This window comes from Stenotrophomonas sp. 96582_Sma (assembly GCF_056480905.1).
Window position 1 is genome coordinate 1,095,403 of the sequence record NZ_CM151122.1, and the last position, 17,788, is coordinate 1,113,190.

Sequence of the window (17,788 nt, forward strand, 5' to 3'; positions counted from 1 at the left end):
AGCGCGGCAGGCCCGCTGCCGCGCAACGCCATGAATACGTATGCAGCTGGACGCAGCCGACAGCCCCGCGTCTACCATGGGGCCAAGGCACCTTGAGGGAGGGGCCGCGCCCGCCCGCCGACAACGACGGTGCGGACCTACAACGCGTGCAGAGAGGGAGGGAGGCCGACGGGCGAAAGCCGGTCCGCCGCTTCGATGCTGAAGATCATTTGCCTGACCGCTGCCCTGGGGGCAGCGCTGGGATCGACCGCGCAGGCGGCCGACCTGCAATTCGACGGCCGCCATGCGCGCGCCGAAGCCGCTGCCAACGGCAGCTACGTGCTGCATGCGCCGAAGGCTGAGGTGCGTATCGCGCCCATGCCGATGCGCAGCCAGACCGGCAGCGTGATGTTCGATGCACTGTTCGCGCTGGCCCAGCAGGAGATGGACCAGGACCGCGTGGATGCGATCCGCGATCCCGCGTTCGATGAAGGCCGGCCGGTGCCATGCGAGTGCTTCCAGACCGGCGCGCGCTGGCCCTACGTGTGGACCCGCGATGTCAGCTTCGCCGCCGACCTGGCGCTGGCGCGGCTGGACCCGCAGCGCACCCGGCAGTCGCTTCAGTTCAAGCTCTCGGCAGCGCGCGATGGCCATACGCCCGGCCTGTTCGTCGCGCAGGACACCGGTTCCGGCGGCAGCTGGCCGATCAGCAGCGACCGGGTGGTGTGGTTCCTGGCGGCACGCCACCTGCTGGACGATCGCGCGTTTGCCGGCCAGGTCTGGCAGGCGCTGCAGGGCACGCTGGCGCAGGACCGCGCGATGGTGTTCGACGCGCAGGTGGGCCTGTACCGTGGTGAGACCTCGTTCCTGGACTGGCGCGAGCAGACCTATCCGGACTGGACCCGCGAGGACGTGCGCTTCATCGGCGATTCCTATGCGCTGTCCACCAACGTGCTGCACTACCAGGCGCTGCGCCTGGCCGAACGCCTGGCTGGCCAACATGGTGATGCCCGCGCGGCTGACTACAAGGCGTGGGCCGATGCGTTGGCGCAGCAGATCGATGCGCGCTTCTGGCGCGAGGAAATGGGCCAGTACATGAGCTACATCGGCGAAGCCGCGCACCCGGTGCCCTACGCCAAGGTCGATCTGCTCGGCCTGTCGCTGGGCATCCTCGCCGAGGTGTTGCCGGCCGAGCGTGCGCGCCGTGCGCTGGCCGCTTACCCGATGGGGCCGGCCGGAAGCCCGGTGGTCTGGCCGCAGGAATCGCAGCAGCCGATCTACCACAACCGTGCGATCTGGCCGTTTGTCAGCGCGTACTCTCTGCGTGCGGCGCGGCAGCTGGACGATGCGCCGCGCATCGCCGCTGAGATCCGTTCGCTGATGCAGGGCGCGGCGCTGGCCGGTTCCAACATGGAAAACTACGAACTGGTCAGCCAGGCCGTGCATGTCGAGGAAGGAGCGCTGAGCGGCCCGGTGGTCAACTCCGAACGCCAGCTGTGGTCGGTGGCCGGCTATCTGTCGATGGTGGTCGAGGGCGTGTTCGGCGTGCAGGACGATGGCCGCATGCAGCCCAAGCTGCCGGCCGTGCTGGTGCCGGAGCTGTTCGGCACGCATCCCCGCATCACGCTGGAAGCCAACGGCAGGCGCTATGTGCTGGAGCGCCCGCAGAACGTGGGCGATGGCCTGCTGGTGGCCGGCAGCACCATCACACGTGGCACGACTACCACGGTGCAGCTGGTCGCTGCCCCGGCAGCAACCGGTTTCGCTGCCACGACTGCGGATGCCAACGCGCGTGCGCCCGCAACACCGGCGGCACCGCAGGCCCTGCGCATGGGCACGGGCTGGAACGTTCCGGTGCAAGCCGAGCAGGTTCTGTGGAAGGACGGCAGGGCCCTCGTCGCCAGCAATGGCCCGGTGCACATCAGCGACGATGGCCTGCAGCACTGCCTCAGCCTGACCCTGCGCGAGGGTGCGCTGGAGTCGCTGCACAGCCCGACGCTCTGCGTCGGTCCGCAGCAGGTGCTGAAGGGCGAGGAACGCTGGCAGTTCACCTCGGTCAAGGCCGGGCAGGTGCGCCTGCGCCTGCAGTACCGCAACGCGAACGGGCCGATCAACACCGGCGTCACCGCTGCGGTCAAGCAGCTGGTGCTGCAGTGCCCGGGCCAGCCATTGCAGCGGCATACGGTCACTCTGCCGCACAGCGTGGCGATGCAGGACTCGACCTCGGCGACATTCACGGTGCCCAAGGGGCAATGCACGGTCGCGCTTGAAGAGGGCTTCAACATGAGCGCGCTGCAGCACTTCGCGCACTACACGGGCGGCAAGGGTGGACGTGAGGGTGTGCTCAACCAGGCCCAGGTGCAGGCGCTGAAGGTGGCGCCGGTGGCGATGGAAGAGGGCGCACGATGAGTCGTCCCGTCAAACCGCAGTTGTCGTTCTGGCAGATCTGGAACATGTGTTTCGGCTTCCTCGGCATCCAGTTCGGATTCGCCCTGCAGAACGCCAACGCCAGCCGCATCTTCGAGACACTGGGCGCGGACATGGACGCGGTGCCCGGGCTGTGGATCGCGGCGCCACTGACTGGCCTGCTGGTGCAGCCGGTGATCGGTTACCTGTCCGATCGCACCTGGACGCGCTGGGGCCGTCGCCGCCCGTTCTTCATGATCGGTGCGGTACTGACTACGCTGGCGCTGCTGGTGATGCCGAATTCGCCGACGCTGTGGATCGCCGCCGGTACCTTGTGGGTGCTGGACGCCTCGATCAACGTGTCGATGGAACCGTTCCGCGCCTTCGTCGGCGATCAGCTGGCGCCGCGCCAGCGTCCGGCCGGCTATGCCATGCAGAGCTTCTTCATCGGTGTGGGCGCCATCGTCGCCAGCTTCCTGCCGTTCATCCTGGCCCACTTCGGTGTTGCCAATACCGCAGCTGCCGGCGAAGTGCCCGATACCGTGCGCTATGCGTTCTACTTCGGCGCGGTGGTGCTGCTGGCGGCGATCACCTGGACGGTGGTCAGCACCCGCGAGTACTCGCCGGCGGAGCTGGCCGGGTTTGACGATGCCGAGCCGCCGGCGCACCACGCAGGGGCTGCGATCAGTGGCCCCGCGCCGTGGGCACAGATGGCGCTGTGGCTGGGGCTCGGCGTGGTGCTGGCGCTGCTGATCGCCTGGCGGCAGGGCGACAGGATGCTGTATGTGCTGGCAGGACTGTGCGCCGGCTACGGCCTGCTGCTGGCGGCCGCGCGTGCGTTGCCGGCCACGCATATGCTGGCCGCCATCGTCGGCGACCTGCGCGCGATGCCGGTGACCATGCGTCGTTTGGCGTGGGTGCAGTTCTTCTCGTGGTTCGCGCTGTTCGCGATGTGGATCTACACCACCGCCGCGGTGGCGGGTATCCACTTCGGCTCGACGGATCCGCAGTCGGCGGCCTACAACGAGGGAGCCAACTGGGTGGGGGTGCTGTTCGGTGCCTACAACGGCTTCGCTGCGCTGGCCGCGGTACTGATCCCGCCGATGGTGCGTGCGATCGGCCTGCGCTGGAGCCACCTGGTCAACCTGTGGCTGGGCGGCGCCGGCCTGGTCTCGCTGATGTTCATCCGCGACCCGCACTGGCTGCTGCTGTCGATGGTCGGCGTCGGCTTCGCCTGGGCATCCATTCTTTCGCTGCCATACGCACTGCTGTCCGACAGTGTGCCGGCCTCGAAGATGGGCGTGTACATGGGCATCTTCAATTTCTTCATCGTGATCCCGCAGCTGGTCGCGGCCAGTGCGCTCGGCTTCGCCCTGCGCGCCTGGCTGGGTGGCCAGCCGATGCATGTGCTGGTGCTGGGCGGCTGCAGCCTGTTCGTCGCCGGCCTGTGCGTGCTGCGGGTTCCGTCCCGTCCGGAGGTGGTGTGATGCGCGGTGTGCTGTCTGTTGCTGTTTCCCTGGTACTGCTGGCCGGCCATGCGGCGGCCGCGCCACGCCCGGACTATGTGGGTACCACCGAACCGTTCGCCAGCGATGCGGTGTACTTCGTGGTCACCGACCGCTTCGTCAACGGTGACCCGTCCAATGACCATCGTGACCAGGGTGGCGCGCACCGCACCTTCGACATCCCGGTGCCGTGCCCGGACAAGGTGGACGGCAACATCGGCTACCTCGGTGGTGATTTTCGCGGCGTGCTCGACAACGCGCAGTACATCCGCAACCTCGGTTTCGGCGCGGTATGGATCACGCCGATCGTGGACAATCCGGACGAGGCGTTCACCGGCAGCAAGCCGATCAGCTGCACCAGCACGCTGACCGACCGCGGCAAGACCGGCTACCACGGGTACTGGGGTATCAACTTCTACAAACTTGATGAGCACCTGCCCAGCAAAGACCTGGATTTCGCCGGGTTGACCAAGGGCCTGCACGGTGCTGGCTTGAAGGTGGTGCTGGATATCGTGGGCAACCACGGCTCGCCGGCCTGGACCATGCCGACGCGACAGCCGCAGTTCGGGCAGATCTTCGACAAGGACGGAACGCTGATTGCCGACCACCAGAACCTGCCGCCGCAGAAACTGGATCCGAAGCACAACCCGTTGCACGCGTTCTACAACAACATCGGTCCGGTCGACAGCAAGGACGGCTCGATCTTCGACGGCAACCTGGCCGAGCTGTCGGACTTCAACCAGGACAATCCGGCGGTGATGGACTACCTGGTCGGCGCCTACCTGCAGTGGACCGCGCAGGGCGTGGACGCGTTGCGCATTGACACCATCGGCTGGCTGCCACACCCGTGGTGGCATGAATTCGTCAAGCGCATCCGCGCCGAGCATCCGGGCATGTTCATGTTCGGCGAAGCGTTCGACTACGATGCCGCGCGCATCGCCGAGCACACCTGGCACGCCAACGCGAACGTGAGCGTGCTCGATTTCCCATTGCGCGGCGCACTGGAGCAGACCTTCGGCACCGCCGCCAAGGGCTTCGAGACCCTGGCTGAGCCACTGCACCTGAGCGGTGGCCCGTATGCCAATCCGTACGAGCTGATGAGCTTCTACGACAACCACGACATGCCGCGCCTGCAGGCCAGCGACAGCGGCTTCATCGATGCGCACAACTGGTTGTTCACCGCACGCGGCATTCCGGTGGTCTATTACGGCTCGGAAACCGGCTTCATGCGCGGCGCCGAGCATGCCGGCAATCGTGCCTACTTCGGCCAGCCGCGTGTGGACGCCGCACCGGAGAGTCCGATCTTCGCGCCGCTGCAGCGTATCGCGCGATTGCGCGAAGCCACGCCCGCGCTGCAGCGTGGCCTGCAGGTGAACGAGCGCCTGCAGGGTGATGAAGCGGTGTTCTTCCGCGTGCTGCAGTATGGCGACGTGGCGCAGACCGCGCTGGTGCTGCTGAACAAGGGCGACCGGACCAGGACCCTCACCGTGTCGCGTTACGTGCAGGCGGGCCGCTGGCGCGATGCACTGGACGGCGGTTCGTTGCAGGTGGATGCATCCCTGAAGGCCGACGTGCCCGCGCACGGCGTGAAGGTCTACGTGCTGGACGCCGCCGTGCAGCAGCCGGCATTGCAGGCCGAGCTGGACAAGGCGATGGCCGACCAGAAGGCGCGGGATCAGCGGCTGGGGCGGTAGTGCCGGCCGCTGGCCGGCAACCCATGAATCCATGGCACCTGCCTACCGCTCTGGTGGGTGCCAACCTTGGTTGGCACGCTTTTCGAGCAGTCGAGCAAGCTCGACTCTACAATAGGCACCCCTCACGCCCCGCCGTACCGCCATGACCGAGCTCGTCCCGCAGACCCCGATCGAAACCCTGCTGAAGGCGGCGATGGACGGGGCGGTGCCGATCCGCGCCTTCATGGAGGCCTTCGTCGCCTCCGAAGTGGTGCTGCTGACCGGCAGCCTGGTCACTCCCGACGGCAGCGGCTTCGACCCGCTGCTGTTCGACAAGCAGGGCACCCTGCACGTGGCCGTGTTCACCGACCCGTCGCGGGTGGGCATCTACAGCCAGCAGGCCGAACACCAGATCCGCTGGCTGATGCTGGACGTGCTGCGCCGTGTGCCGGGTGGCTATGGCGTGGTGATCAATCCGGGCACTTCGCTGGGCTTTGAGATTTCGCCAAGCGGCGTGGGCGAGATCCTGAAGGACTTCGCCCAGGGCTGAACCGCCACCGCGCTATATTTGTAGAGTCGAGCCATGCTCGACTGCCTTTCGCACAGTGCCAGATCAGTCGAGCATGGCTTGTATGTTCCTCCCGGCTCCTACGAGGTATGTAGGAGCCAGGGTGGAGGGACCGTCAAGCATGCATCTGCGGATACTAGCCGACAGACGAGTCGAGCGATCCCCATCCCGCACACGAACGTCGATAAAGGATCGTACGGCCCCCAAAGGGGATCGTCGATGTAGGCAAGCTAACGTCGGTGCGGTACCACCCCAGCCCCTTAAAGATAGCTGGGAGCCGTACAAATGTCTGATTCTCTCGATATTGGCGTGGACGTGGACTCCAAGGAGTTCGTACCGGCAGTGGCCGACCGCAAGGCCGGCGACAGGATCGCCAACACCCGGGCCGGCATAGCCCAGTGGCTCAACACCTTGCCCCAGCGATGCCGGATTGGCATGGAGGCGACGGGGCGGTACTACGAGTTGTTGGCTCGGATGGCTGGCCAGGCAGGCCACGTTGTCTATGTGATCAATCCACGTCTGATCAAGCACTACGGCCGGGCGACGGGCTCGCGTGGCAAGACGGACGCCATGGACGCCGAAGCGATCGCCCGGTACGTGAAGAAGGAGAACGATCGCCTGCGTGAATACGTACCGCGTACCGACGAGCAGCAACAGATGCACGATTTGCTGCGCAAGCGGCAGACGCTGGTAAAGACACGCGCGCGCCTGGAGCAATCCTTCGGGGTAAGCAAAAGTGCCCCCGGGGAGCTGTCAGATCTGTTCTGCGCTCTGGCTGGGACGCTGTCCGAGCTGGAAAGCGAACTGCAGCGCTTGGGTCGCGATGGAGAGCATGGCACGCTCTACAAGCGCCTGTTGACCATCCCTGGTATCGGCCCCGCCGTCGCCGCTCACCTGATCTACTACATGACGCGCTGGCCGTTGGCCAACGCCAACGCGTGGATCGCCTGCACCGGCCTGGATCCCCGGCCCAACGAGTCTGGCGGCAGAACGGGACGGCGTCGGCTGTCCAAACAGGGCGCGCCAGTGCTGCGCCAGATGCTCTACATGGCCGCAATGGGGCTCAAGCGGTGTCGCCAGGGGCAACCGCTCTACGACGAGCTGTCAAAACGCGGTCACCCCAGCACCGCCGTCTTCAACATCCTGGCCAGAAAGCTGGCCAGGATCGCCTGGGGTGTCTTCAAAAGCGGCCGGGACTTCGATCCGGCCATGCTGAAGGTGGGTCAAGCCTGCTTCCAGCAGGCTTGACCACGAACATAGGATCTCGACTCTACAGAACGCTTCCCCATCGAGGCATTGCCATGGAATTCAGGGTATTACCCGCCGATGCACCGGAACGGCAGCAGTTGGCCCGGTGGTACCACGCCGAATGGGGCCGCGACGCCGGCCTGTCGCTGGAACAGGAACTGCAGCGGCTGAACACACCTCAGGACGCCGAGGGTTTCCCGCACCTGATCGCCGCCTTCGATGGAGACCAGGTGGTCGGTGCCGTGCAGCTCAAGCGCCGGGAAATGCAGGCCTTCCCGCAGTACGAGCATTGGCTGGGCAGCGTGTTCGTGGCCGATAGTCATCGCGGGCGTGGGCTGGCTGGCGCGCTGGTCGAACAGGCCGCGGCGCAGGCGGTGCGGATGGGCGTTTCCGAACTGTACCTGCAGACCGAATCGTTGGATGGCGGCCTGTATGCGCGGTTGGGCTGGAAGCCGCTGCAGGAAGCGGACAACCGCAGCCACCGCGTGCTGGTGATGGTGCGCAGGTTGGCCGCATGAGCGCCGCAACGGCCCGGCACCCCCGCTCAGCACTGATCTTCCTGATCGCAGCCATCGTTGCCGCACTGGTCTCCATGCCCCTGCTGCGCGCGGTGGGCATGGTGCTGTGGCCGGTGTTCGTCATTGCCTGGCTGATCAATCTGGGCGCGGCCTGGCATCTGGCCCAGTGGGCGCGCCAGCAGGGCCGTTCGGCGTGGGTATACGGATTGCCGGCAGCGCTCGGTACCGCCGCCTCGATCGTGGTCTATGTGCTGCTGGCGTTGCTGGGGCCGAAAGCCCCGGTGCACTGAATCTTCGCGGCTGTCGTGGACAATGTGCCGAGCATGGCTCGGCACTACAGTAAGGCCGAGCCAAGCCCGCAGGTGTTGCGTGGAGCGCCGACGGACAGGCCGGCGCCCCGTTGCCTCACATCGTCACCTTGCGTCGGTTGTCATCGCTCACCCGGTCGATCAGCTTGTTGTACGGGTCGAAGCCCGCTTCATCCGGCTTTTCATCCACGGTTACCGTGATCTTCGGCGCGGCGCTGGTGATGTGGTGGCGCTGCAGGTACAGCACCTTCTGGTCGCGCTCCTTGCCCGACGGCCCGTTGGCGAACACGCCGATCTCGACCCAGTCATCCATCGTGCCGTCGCTCTCCTTGCCCTTGCCGTCGGCGTACTGCTTGGCGGCGTGCAGGTCCAGGGTCACCTCGTAGCGGCCGTCATCACGCTTGCGGGCGCTGGCGGCCATCACCCGGTTGTCGTAGAAGCTGATTTTCTCGAACAGGTCGGTGACCAGCTGCTGGCGGTCGGCCGGGGTCTCCGCCCGGATGTAGTCCAGCAGTTCGCGTGAGGTGGTGTACGGCGGTTGCTGATAGCCCTTGTCCTGCAGGAAGCGCTTCAACGCGCGGTTCAGCGCCTGCTCGCCGATTTCCTCGCGCAGCCGGTAGAACACCAGCGAACCCTTCTGGTAGTGGATGTACTGCTGGTTCTCCACGCGCTCCAGCGGCTGCTCCTCGATGGCCTCGCCACCGCGTCCAGACAGGTAGCCATCCAGCTCGCGCTTGAGGAACTGGCGCATGTGCTGGCGGCCGTACTCCTGCTCCATCACCATCAGCGCAGAGTACTGCGACAACGATTCGGAGAGCACCGTCGCGCCCTGCACGTTGGCACCGATCACCTGGTGCGCCCACCACTGGTGCGCGATCTCGTGCGCGGTCACGTAGAACACGTAGTCCACCTTGTCCGGATCGCGCAGGTCGGCGATGAAGCCGATGGCCTCGGAGTAGGGGATGGTGTTGGCGAACGACTGCGCGAAGCGCGCATAGCCCGGGAACTCGATGATGCGTACCTGGCGGTGCTGGTAAGGCGTGAAGTTCGCTTCGTAGTAGGTCAGCGACTTCTGCACCGCTTCGATCATCCGGTCCACGTTGTAGCCGTGCGCCGGGTCGAAGTAGACCTCGATCGGGATGTCCTTGTACTTCGCCTTGCGCACCTCCCAGCGTGCCGACAGATAGGCGTAGAAGTTCAGCATCGGCCGGTCCATGGCGTAGCTGAAGCAGCGGCGGCCATTCACCGTGGTCTCCTTCTGCAGATAGCCCGGCGCCAGCGCCACCTGGTCCGGTGCGGTGCAGACCGTGGTGTGGAAATCGAGCCAGTCGGCGTCGTTGGAAATGTAGGTGTTGGCGCGCGCGGCTTCGTCTTCCAGCTTGGGCATGCGCCGCGGCTCACCCAGGCCGCGCTTGCGCCGCTCGTTGCGGTCGCTGATCTCGGCGCCTTCGTTGTAGCCGAACGACGGCAGTACGCGGCTGTTGAAGAACGTGCCGTTGTCGACGATGTTGCTCGGCGCCTGGCCGGCGGTGATGCCATTGGGTTTCTGCACCACCCGGAAGTGGACGTTGCGGCTTTCACCCGGTTGCAGTGGCGCGGCCAGGCGGTAGATGCGGTAGCCAAGGTCGGCGTCGTGCATCGACAAGGTCTGCCCACCCAGGTCAGCCGCGACCAGCTGCTTGTCGTCGCCCATCGAGACATGCACGTCCTGGATCGGCACGGCATGCGTGTTGCGCACCGTCCAGTTCGCATCGATCACCATCGACTGCGATTCGGGGAACAGGTCCACGCGGTTGTCCACCGCCACGATGCGAGGCTGCGGCAAAGTGCGGTACTTCGACAGCTCGCGCTCGTAGCGGGCCTGCAGATCCAGCTGCTGGTCGGGCGAGATGAACTCGTTGCGGATGTTGGTGCTCCAGTAGAGCCAGCCGCCCACGCCGATGAAGGCCAAGGCCGCTACTCCAGCGAAGACGCCGGTCGGACCGCGCAGGCGGCGGCCGGCCAGGGCCAGTCGCTGGCGCAGGCCCTGGCTGACACCTCGTACCCAGAAGGCTGACGCCAGGCACATTAAGGTCAGCAGGAACAGGGCCCAGTAGCCCTGGAACGCCAGTTGCCCGGTCAGGAAGTGGCCGTAGCCGTTCATGTCCGAATAGGGCGCGTTGGGCCAGCTGCCGAAGTTGTACAGGTTCTGCGTGTAGTCGAGCAGGCCGAGCACACCCTGGCCGATCATCACCACGATCAGCAGTGCGTAGCCGACGAACTTGTTGTTGGTGAGCACCTGCAGCACCAGCGCCAGGCCGCCCATCAGGATGTAGACCACCGAATCCAGGGCCAGGCTGCGCAGGTACAGCAGCGGCTCAAGATGCGTGTAGCCCTTGGCCAGCTGCACACCCATCGCCGCCAGCGCGCCGGCGGCCTGGAAGCAGACGATCACCGCCAGCAGTGCAGTGAACTTGGCCAGCAGCGGCACCCAGTTCGGCACCGGCATGGCATCGGTCACTTCATTGATGCGCGCGCTGCGTTCCTTCCAGACCAGCTCACCGGCGAAGAACAGCACGATGATCACCAGCAGCCAGCTGAAGGCGCCCTGCAGGCCCATGATCATCTGCGAGGTGACCGGCCAGATCGAGGTGCCGTACAGGGTCTGCCGGAACAGCGCGCTGGGCAGGAAGTTGGCCAGGCCGAGCACGAGCAGCACGATGAACGGCACGCTGCGCAGGACGCCACGTGTATCGAAGCGGACCTGGCGCAGGAACTGCTGCCACGCCGTGGTGGTAGTGAACGCCGGTACCACGCGCGGCAGCGTTGCGCGGGTGGGGCGGACGGCGCCGGCATCGGCAACCGGTTGCGCCTGCCTGAGGCCCCAGCGCCGACGGCCACTGCCGCTGCGTTCGGTGCGGAACAGCGCGAAGGTGGCGGTGAACAGCGCGGCAGCCACGCCCAACCACAGGGCGCGATTGGCCAGCAGGTAACCGGCCAGCTCGGGAATCCCGTTGTTGCGTTCGGCGGTGGACCAGTAGCGGATCGTGCGGCCCAGTGCGCGCATGCCCAACGGTTCGCTCAGCACCGCGATCCACGTGTTGTCGATGTCGCGCAGCAGGGCTGCACTGACGCCATACAGCACGAGGTAGGCCACCAGGCCGATGTAGACCCACAGGATCGAGCGCGTCAGCGCCGCCAGCAGCGACAGCAGCGCGGTGGTGAACAGCAGGTTCGGAATGACGATGACCGCGAACGTCCACGCATAGCCCTGCCAGCTGATCGGGCCCATGCGCTCGGGATCGACCCACGGCATGAACGGCGCCAGCCACAGGCCGAACGCGATCAGGACGTAGACCAGCAGCCCGGCCGCCAGGGCGGCAGCGATGCGCCCGGCCAGGTAATCGCGGCGCTTCACCGGACTGGCGAAGATCAGTTCGGCGGTGCCGAGTTCGAAGTCACGCAACAGCGCATTGCTGACGAACAGTGCGGTGACCAGCATGCCAAGCAGGGTGAAGATGCCCAGCATCTGCGCGATCACGGTGGGCGCGTTGCTGTGCACGTTGCCAGTGCCGCCACCGATCTGCACGGCGTCGCTGGAGGCGGCGGCGAAGGCGAGCAGGGCGAACAGCCCGGCCAGCAGCCACAGCAGCGGGGAACGCAGCTGCTCGCGCAGCTCGAAGCGGAAGAAGTTGAGGATCATGGCGTGCTCCGCTCAGGCTGCCGCGCGGGCACGGGCCTGCAGGCGCAGGCGCTGGAAGTACACGTCCTCGAGGTCGGGAGCTACGGCCGCAAAGCCGTCGCCGGGGTCGTTGGCGCTGTGCACGTGGATCACCGGGCGGCCACCGACCAGGCGGGTCGACAGCACCACATAGCGCGCTTCGTGGTCGGCCAGTTCCAAAGGATCGACCTGCTTGCGCCAGACCTGGTGCTGCAGGGCGTCAATGGCTTCGGCAGGACGGCCGGTCAGCAGCACCTGGCCCTTGTTCATGATCGCCATCGTCGGGCACAGATCGGTTACGTCCTCGACGATGTGGGTGGACAGGATCACCGCCACGTTCTCGCCGATGGCCGCCAGCAGGTTGAGGAAGCGGTTGCGTTCTTCCGGGTCGAGGCCGGCGGTGGGTTCATCGACGATCACCAGCCGCGGGTCACCCAGCAACGCCTGGGCAATGCCGAAGCGCTGGCGCATGCCGCCGGAGTAGGTGCCCAGCTTGCGTTTGCGGGCGTCCCACAGGTTCACCTGCTGCAGCAGTCCATCGACCACCTCGCGGCGCTGCGCGCGCTGGGTCAGGCCCTTGAGCACCGCGAAATGCTCCAGCAGGTCCAGCGCGCTGACTTTCGGGTACACGCCGAAATCCTGCGGAAGGTAGCCCAGCCGGCGGCGCACCGCGTCCTTGTCGCGCAGCACGTCGATCGGTGTCTCGCCGGGGATGGTGAGCACGGCCGTGCCGCTGTCGGCCTCCTGCAGGGTGGACAGCGTGCGCATCAGCGACGATTTGCCGGCGCCGTTCGGGCCGAGCAGGCCGAACATGCCGCGCGGGATGTCCAGGTTGACGTTGTTGAGGGCATGCACGCCGTTGGCGTACGTCTTGGACAGCGAATCGATCTTCAGCATGCGACGTACACCTTTCAATGGGCGATGTCTGCGCGTTATCCGCGCATCAGCCTCCGTGCGCATCCGCCGTTGGTCATGGGGGGAGAATTCCGCCGTCGCACGTTGGGGCGTGGGGCGGTGGCCTGGCAGCGCTTACCCGCGCAGCGAAGATTCCCGCACCACCAGCTTCACCGGGATGCTCTGGCTCTCCACCGGTTGCCGGCCGATCAGTGCCAGCAGGCGCTCCACCAGCAGCTGTCCGGCCTGCTTGGTGTCCTGCTGCACGGTGGTCAGCGCCGGGGATACCGAGGCCGCCAGTGGGATGTCGTCGAAGCCGGTCACCGCCACGTCCTGTGGCACCCGCAGGCCAGCCTCGCGGAGCGCGCGCATCGCACCGATGGCGATCAGGTCGCTGGCGGCGCAGATCGCATCGATCGGTTCACCGCGCGCCAGCAGCACCTGGCAGGCCTCCTGGCCGGAAGCCTCGGTGGTGATCGCATCGTGCTGCAGCGCCGGTTCGGCGCCCAGGCCGTGGTCCTGCAGGGCCGCGACATGGCCGCGGTAGCGTTCCTGGAATTCGGGGTAATGGCTGGAGGCATGGCCGAGGAAGGCGATGCGGCGGCAGCCCTGCTGCAACAGGTGGGTGGTGATGTCATGCCCGCCCTGGAAGTTGTCGCTGCCGATCGACAAGCCGGGCTGGCCGGGCAGGGCGGCGCCCCAGCGCACGAAGTGCGTGCCCTGTTCAACCAGCCGCTGCAGGCGGTCGCGCGATTCGTGGTAGTCGCCGTAGCCGAGCAGGATGATGCCGTCGGCCTTGTTGCTGTCCTCGTAATCGGCCTGCCAGTCGGTGGACAACTGCTGGAACGATACCAGCAGGTCCTGCCCGTGCAGGGCGCAGGCGCGGGTGATCGAGCCCAGCATCGAGTGGAAGAACGGGTTGATCAGCGAGTCGTCGTTGGTCGGGTCTTCGAAGAACAGCAGGGCCAGGGTGCCGGCGTTGCGCAGGCGCAGGCTGGAGGCGTTCTTGTCGACCTTGTAGTTCAGTTCGCGGGCGATGCGCAGGATGCGCTCGCGGGTCTCGGCATTGACCATCGGGCTGCCACGGAGCGCCCGCGACACGGTCGGCTGGGAGACCCCGGCCAGGTGGGCGATGTCCAGGGAGGTGGCTTTGCCTTTGATCGTCATGGGAACGGATAGGGAACGTGCAGCGATCATGATGCCATGAGGCTGGCCCTCCGCTCGCAGGTGCGCTCCTGTCTGGATGAACGGGATTGATGTTGAAAAATGTGACCAATTTGTCACTTTGACCTGATTTGCACAAAAGCGCATTCAGCAGATGGACAGCTGCCATGGCATGGCCCTAGAGTCCGCGCACCAGGGGACAACAAGGCAGTTGACGTGGGCAGTAACGGATCAGGGATCGATCTGCAGGAGTCACTGTGCGTGGACGATGGAGGCGCGCTGGCGTGCTTCGTCGCCCTGTTGGGGTTTCTGGATCGGCCTGCCGACCCCGACCAGCTCCGGCACCAGCTGGGCCACCCCGAAGGCCGTATCGATACACAGGATCTGTTGCGCCTGGCCAAGCGGATGGACGTCAAAGCACGCGTGGTACAGGCGCGGGTAACCGCGCTGCGCGACCATCCGCTGCCCGCCATCGCCTGCCTGGCCGACGGGCGCTATACGCTCGTGCTCAAGGCTGACGCCGAGAACGTGTTGTGCTTCGACGCGGCGGCCGACGGACGCCCGGTCACGCTGTCCCTTGGCGAGTTCTCGCAGGAGTTCGATGGCCGCCTGTTGCTGATGACCACGCGTGAAAGCGTGGCCGGCGCCGTGAGGCGCTTCGATGTCGGTTGGTTCATTCCTGCCCTGGTGAAGTATCGCCGCCTGCTGCGTGACGTGTTGGTAGCCTCGTTCTTCCTGCAGTTGATGGCACTGATCACGCCGCTGTTCTTCCAGGTGGTGATCGACAAGGTACTGGTGCACAAAGGCATCACCACGCTGGAAGTGCTTGCCCTCGGCCTGCTGGTGGTTTCGGTGTTCGAAGTGCTGATGGGCGGACTGCGCACCTACCTGTTTTCGCACACCACCAGCCGCGTTGATGCCGAACTTGGCTCGAAGCTCTTCTCCCACCTCACGCATCTGCCATTGGCCTATTTCCAGGCGCGCCGGGTGGGCGATTCGGTGGCGCGCGTGCGCGAACTGGAAACCATCCGCGAGTTCCTCACCTCTTCGGCGCAGACGGTCGTGCTGGACCTGTTCTTCGCCATCGTGTTCCTGGCCGTGATGTGGCTGTACAGCCCTGCATTGCTGCTGATCGTACTGATCACGCTGCCGCTGTACGCGGTGGTGGTCATGGTGGTCGGGCCGATGCTGCGGCGCCGCCTGGATGAAAAGTTCGTGCGCGGTGCCGAAAACCAGTCGTTCCTGGTCGAAGCAGTGACCGGTGTGGAGACCATCAAGGCGCTGGCGGTCGAGCCGCAGGCGCAGAACCGCTGGGACAAGCAGCTGGCGGGTTACATCCAGGCCAGCTTCCGCGCCAGCATGCTGGCCAACTGGGGCTCGCAGGCGGTGCAGCTGATCCACAAGCTGGCCACCGTGGCACTCCTGTTCTTCGGCGCGCGGCTGGTGATTGACGGCAAGCTGACCGTGGGCGAACTGGTGGCGTTCAACATGCTTGCCGGGCAGGTTGCCGGGCCGGTGCTGCGCCTGGCGCAGTTGGCGCAGGACTTCCAGCAGGCGCGCATTGCCGTGGAGCGGCTGGGCGACATCCTCAACTCCCCTACCGAACCGGCCAGCTCACCCTCGCGTGCCAGCCTGCCGGCAGTGGATGGCCGCATCGCGCTGGAGCACGTGTCGTTCCGCTATCGGCCTGAGGGGCAGGAAGTGTTGTCGTCGGTCAGTCTGGAGATTGCTCCGGGTGAGATCCTCGGCGTGGTCGGGCCCTCGGGATCCGGCAAGTCGACCCTGACCAAGCTGATCCAGCGCCTGCACACCCCGGAGCGCGGCCGTGTGCTGGTGGATGGTGTCGATCTGTCCATGGTGGATCCGGCGTGGCTGCGGCGACAGGTGGGTGTGGTGCTGCAGGAAAACCTGCTGTTCAACCGCAGCGTGCGCGAGAACATCGCCATGGCCGACCCGGCGATGCCGATGAGCCGGGTGGTGGAGGTGGCCAAGCTGGCGGGGGCGCACGACTTCATCCTGGAGTTGCCCGAGGCCTACGACACGCGCATCGACGAGCGCGGCGGCAACCTCTCCGGCGGGCAGCGTCAGCGCCTGGCGATCGCTCGCGCGCTGGCCATCGACCCGAAGATCCTCATCTTCGACGAAGCGACCTCGGCGCTGGATGCGGAGAGCGAGGAAGTCATCCAGGACAACCTCAAGCGGATGTCCGCTGGCCGCACCGTGATCATCATCGCGCATCGTCTTTCGGCGGTACGCCAGGCCAACCGCATCGTGACCCTCGAACGTGGCCGCATCACCGAGACCGGCACGCACGAGGATCTGCTCCGCGCGGGAGGCCGTTACTCACTGCTCTACACCAAACAGATGGGCCTGCCCGCCGTGGCGGCCCCGCTGAACTGACCACCGCGGGCCCAGCCAAGGACAGCACGCATGTTGAAGGGACTGAGGCATCACCTGGGCATCCTGCGCGAGAGCCTGCGCGCGGAGCGTGCGCAGCCGGACCAACGCGACTCGGCGGCGCCGGACTTCCTGCCGGCGGCGCTGGAGATCCTGGAAAAGCCCCCGAACCCGATCGGCCGCACCGTTCTCTGGCTGCTGATCGCCTTTCTCGCCATCGCATTGGCCTGGTCGTGCCTTGGCCGCCTGGACATGGTCGCGGTGGCCGAAGGCAAGGTGATTCCGCGCGGCAACGTGAAGGTGATCCAGGCTGCGGACCAGGGTGTGGTCCGTGCGATCCACGTGGTTGAAGGGCAGTCGGTGAAGGCCGGCACGCCGCTGCTCGAACTGGACCCGACGGTCAGCCATGCCGAAGTCGAGCAGGCGCGCCAGGCGTTGCTGACCGCGCAGATCGATGTGGCACGGGCGCAGGCCGTGGTTGACCACGTTGCCGGTCGGGCCGGTCGCTTCATCGCACCGGAGGGAGCACCTGACAGCATCATTGCCATCCAGCAGGCACTGGTGGCCGCCAAGCAGCGCGAGTTCGATTCCACTGTGGGTGGCTTGCAGCAGGAGCGCAGCCAGCGCGATGGCGAGCACGGCATGATCCTGGCCGAGATCGCCAAGCTGGAAGAGCAGCTGCCGCTGGCTACCGACCAGTTGAACAAGCTGGAGGAGCTGAGCCGCGACAACTATGTGCCGCGACTGCAGGTGGCCGAAGTAAAGGAGCGTGTTGTCGGCATGCGCCAGGACCTGGCGATCCGTCGCGAAGAGCAGCGTAAAGCGACCGCTGCGCAGCTGGCGGCCAGCCAGCAGATGAGCAAGAGCCGCAGCGAGTTCGCACGTGAAGCACTGGACGCCCTGACTGAGGCGGAAGCGGCACGCGCGTTGCGAGGCGAAGAATTGAAGAAGGCCCATGACAAGGCTGGGCACACGGTATTGCGCGCACCCGTGAATGGCGTCGTGCAGCAACTACAGGTGCACACCATCGGCGGCGTGGTGAAGCCGGCTGACGCGCTCATGGTGCTGGTGCCGCATGACGGCGAGCTGGTGGTCGATGCGATGCTGCCCAATCGCGATGCCGGCTTCGTCCGCGACGGGCAGCCGGTGGAGGTGAAGCTGGAGGCCTATCCGTTCACCCGCTACGGTGTGGTGGATGGCGTGGTCGAGACTGTGGGCCGTGATGCGGTGCAGACCGAGAAGGAGGGGTTGCGCTATCCGGCGCGCGTGCGCCTGCTGCGGCCCTGGATCGAAGTGGATGGCCGGCGCCGCGCGCTGGCGCCGGGCCTGGCCGCAACGGCGGAAATCAAGACCGGTGACCGCCGCATCATTGAATACCTGTTGTCGCCGCTGTCCAGGCGCGTGCAGGAAGCGGGGAGGGAGCGATGA

Annotated in this window: 12 protein-coding genes; 9 read left to right on the forward strand and 3 right to left on the reverse strand. The window is 66.2% G+C overall.

The genetic code is table 11. The features are described 5' to 3' along the window. Positions 1-195 precede the first annotated feature (195 nt). The 7 genes from ACZK2R_RS05070 (at position 196) to ACZK2R_RS05100 (ending at position 8,187) form a co-directional block, all read left to right on the forward strand. A complete protein-coding gene (locus ACZK2R_RS05070; protein WP_180837904.1) occupies positions 196-2,388 on the forward strand; it encodes a glucosidase family protein in 2,193 nt (730 codons plus the stop codon). Further along, the gene (locus tag ACZK2R_RS05075; protein ID WP_180837905.1) at positions 2,385-3,872 is read left to right on the forward strand and encodes an MFS transporter; all 1,488 of its coding nucleotides are present in this window, start codon (positions 2,385-2,387) and stop codon (positions 3,870-3,872) included. Before ACZK2R_RS05070 ends, ACZK2R_RS05075 begins: the two co-directional genes overlap by 4 nt. Continuing rightward, the gene (locus ACZK2R_RS05080) at positions 3,872-5,584 is read left to right on the forward strand and encodes an alpha-amylase family glycosyl hydrolase (RefSeq protein ID WP_478487784.1); all 1,713 of its coding nucleotides are present in this window, start codon (positions 3,872-3,874) and stop codon (positions 5,582-5,584) included. The genes ACZK2R_RS05075 and ACZK2R_RS05080 overlap by 1 nt, the downstream gene beginning before the upstream one ends. Positions 5,585-5,726: 142 nt before the next feature. After that, positions 5,727-6,113, forward strand: a complete 387-nt coding sequence (locus ACZK2R_RS05085; RefSeq protein WP_180837907.1) for an SseB family protein — start codon at positions 5,727-5,729, stop codon at positions 6,111-6,113. A gap of 303 nt (positions 6,114-6,416) precedes the next feature. After that, a complete protein-coding gene (locus ACZK2R_RS05090; protein WP_132809226.1) occupies positions 6,417-7,379 on the forward strand; it encodes an IS110 family transposase in 963 nt (320 codons plus the stop codon). Between the two features lie 53 nt (positions 7,380-7,432). Continuing rightward, positions 7,433-7,897: a GNAT family N-acetyltransferase gene (locus tag ACZK2R_RS05095; RefSeq protein ID WP_032129587.1), complete on the forward strand. Its 465-nt coding sequence runs from the start codon at positions 7,433-7,435 to the stop codon at positions 7,895-7,897. Further along, a complete protein-coding gene (locus tag ACZK2R_RS05100) occupies positions 7,894-8,187 on the forward strand; it encodes a hypothetical protein (protein ID WP_032129586.1) in 294 nt (97 codons plus the stop codon). The genes ACZK2R_RS05095 and ACZK2R_RS05100 overlap by 4 nt, the downstream gene beginning before the upstream one ends. Before the next feature lie 115 nt (positions 8,188-8,302). Here the strand turns inward: ACZK2R_RS05100 and ACZK2R_RS05105 are convergent, their stop codons facing one another. The 3 genes from ACZK2R_RS05105 to ACZK2R_RS05115 all read right to left on the reverse strand — a co-directional run bounded on the left by ACZK2R_RS05105 (position 8,303) and on the right by ACZK2R_RS05115 (position 13,966). Continuing rightward, the gene (locus ACZK2R_RS05105; protein WP_180837908.1) at positions 8,303-11,887 is read right to left on the reverse strand and encodes an ABC transporter permease/M1 family aminopeptidase; all 3,585 of its coding nucleotides are present in this window, start codon (positions 11,885-11,887) and stop codon (positions 8,303-8,305) included. A 12-nt stretch (positions 11,888-11,899) separates the two neighbouring features. Next, on the reverse strand, positions 11,900-12,802 hold the full coding sequence (locus ACZK2R_RS05110) for an ABC transporter ATP-binding protein (RefSeq protein WP_180837909.1): 903 nt from the start codon (positions 12,800-12,802) through the stop codon (positions 11,900-11,902). A 132-nt stretch (positions 12,803-12,934) separates the two neighbouring features. Continuing rightward, a complete protein-coding gene (locus ACZK2R_RS05115) occupies positions 12,935-13,966 on the reverse strand; it encodes a LacI family DNA-binding transcriptional regulator (RefSeq protein ID WP_180837910.1) in 1,032 nt (343 codons plus the stop codon). A gap of 258 nt (positions 13,967-14,224) precedes the next feature. On the opposite strand from ACZK2R_RS05115, the gene ACZK2R_RS05120 reads away from it, so the two are divergent. Next, the gene (locus tag ACZK2R_RS05120) at positions 14,225-16,363 is read left to right on the forward strand and encodes a type I secretion system permease/ATPase (RefSeq protein WP_235202901.1); all 2,139 of its coding nucleotides are present in this window, start codon (positions 14,225-14,227) and stop codon (positions 16,361-16,363) included. 30 nt (positions 16,364-16,393) lie between these two features. Then, positions 16,394-17,788 (forward strand): HlyD family type I secretion periplasmic adaptor subunit, encoded by a 1,395-nt coding sequence (locus tag ACZK2R_RS05125; RefSeq protein ID WP_125893699.1) that lies wholly within the window; start codon positions 16,394-16,396, stop codon positions 17,786-17,788.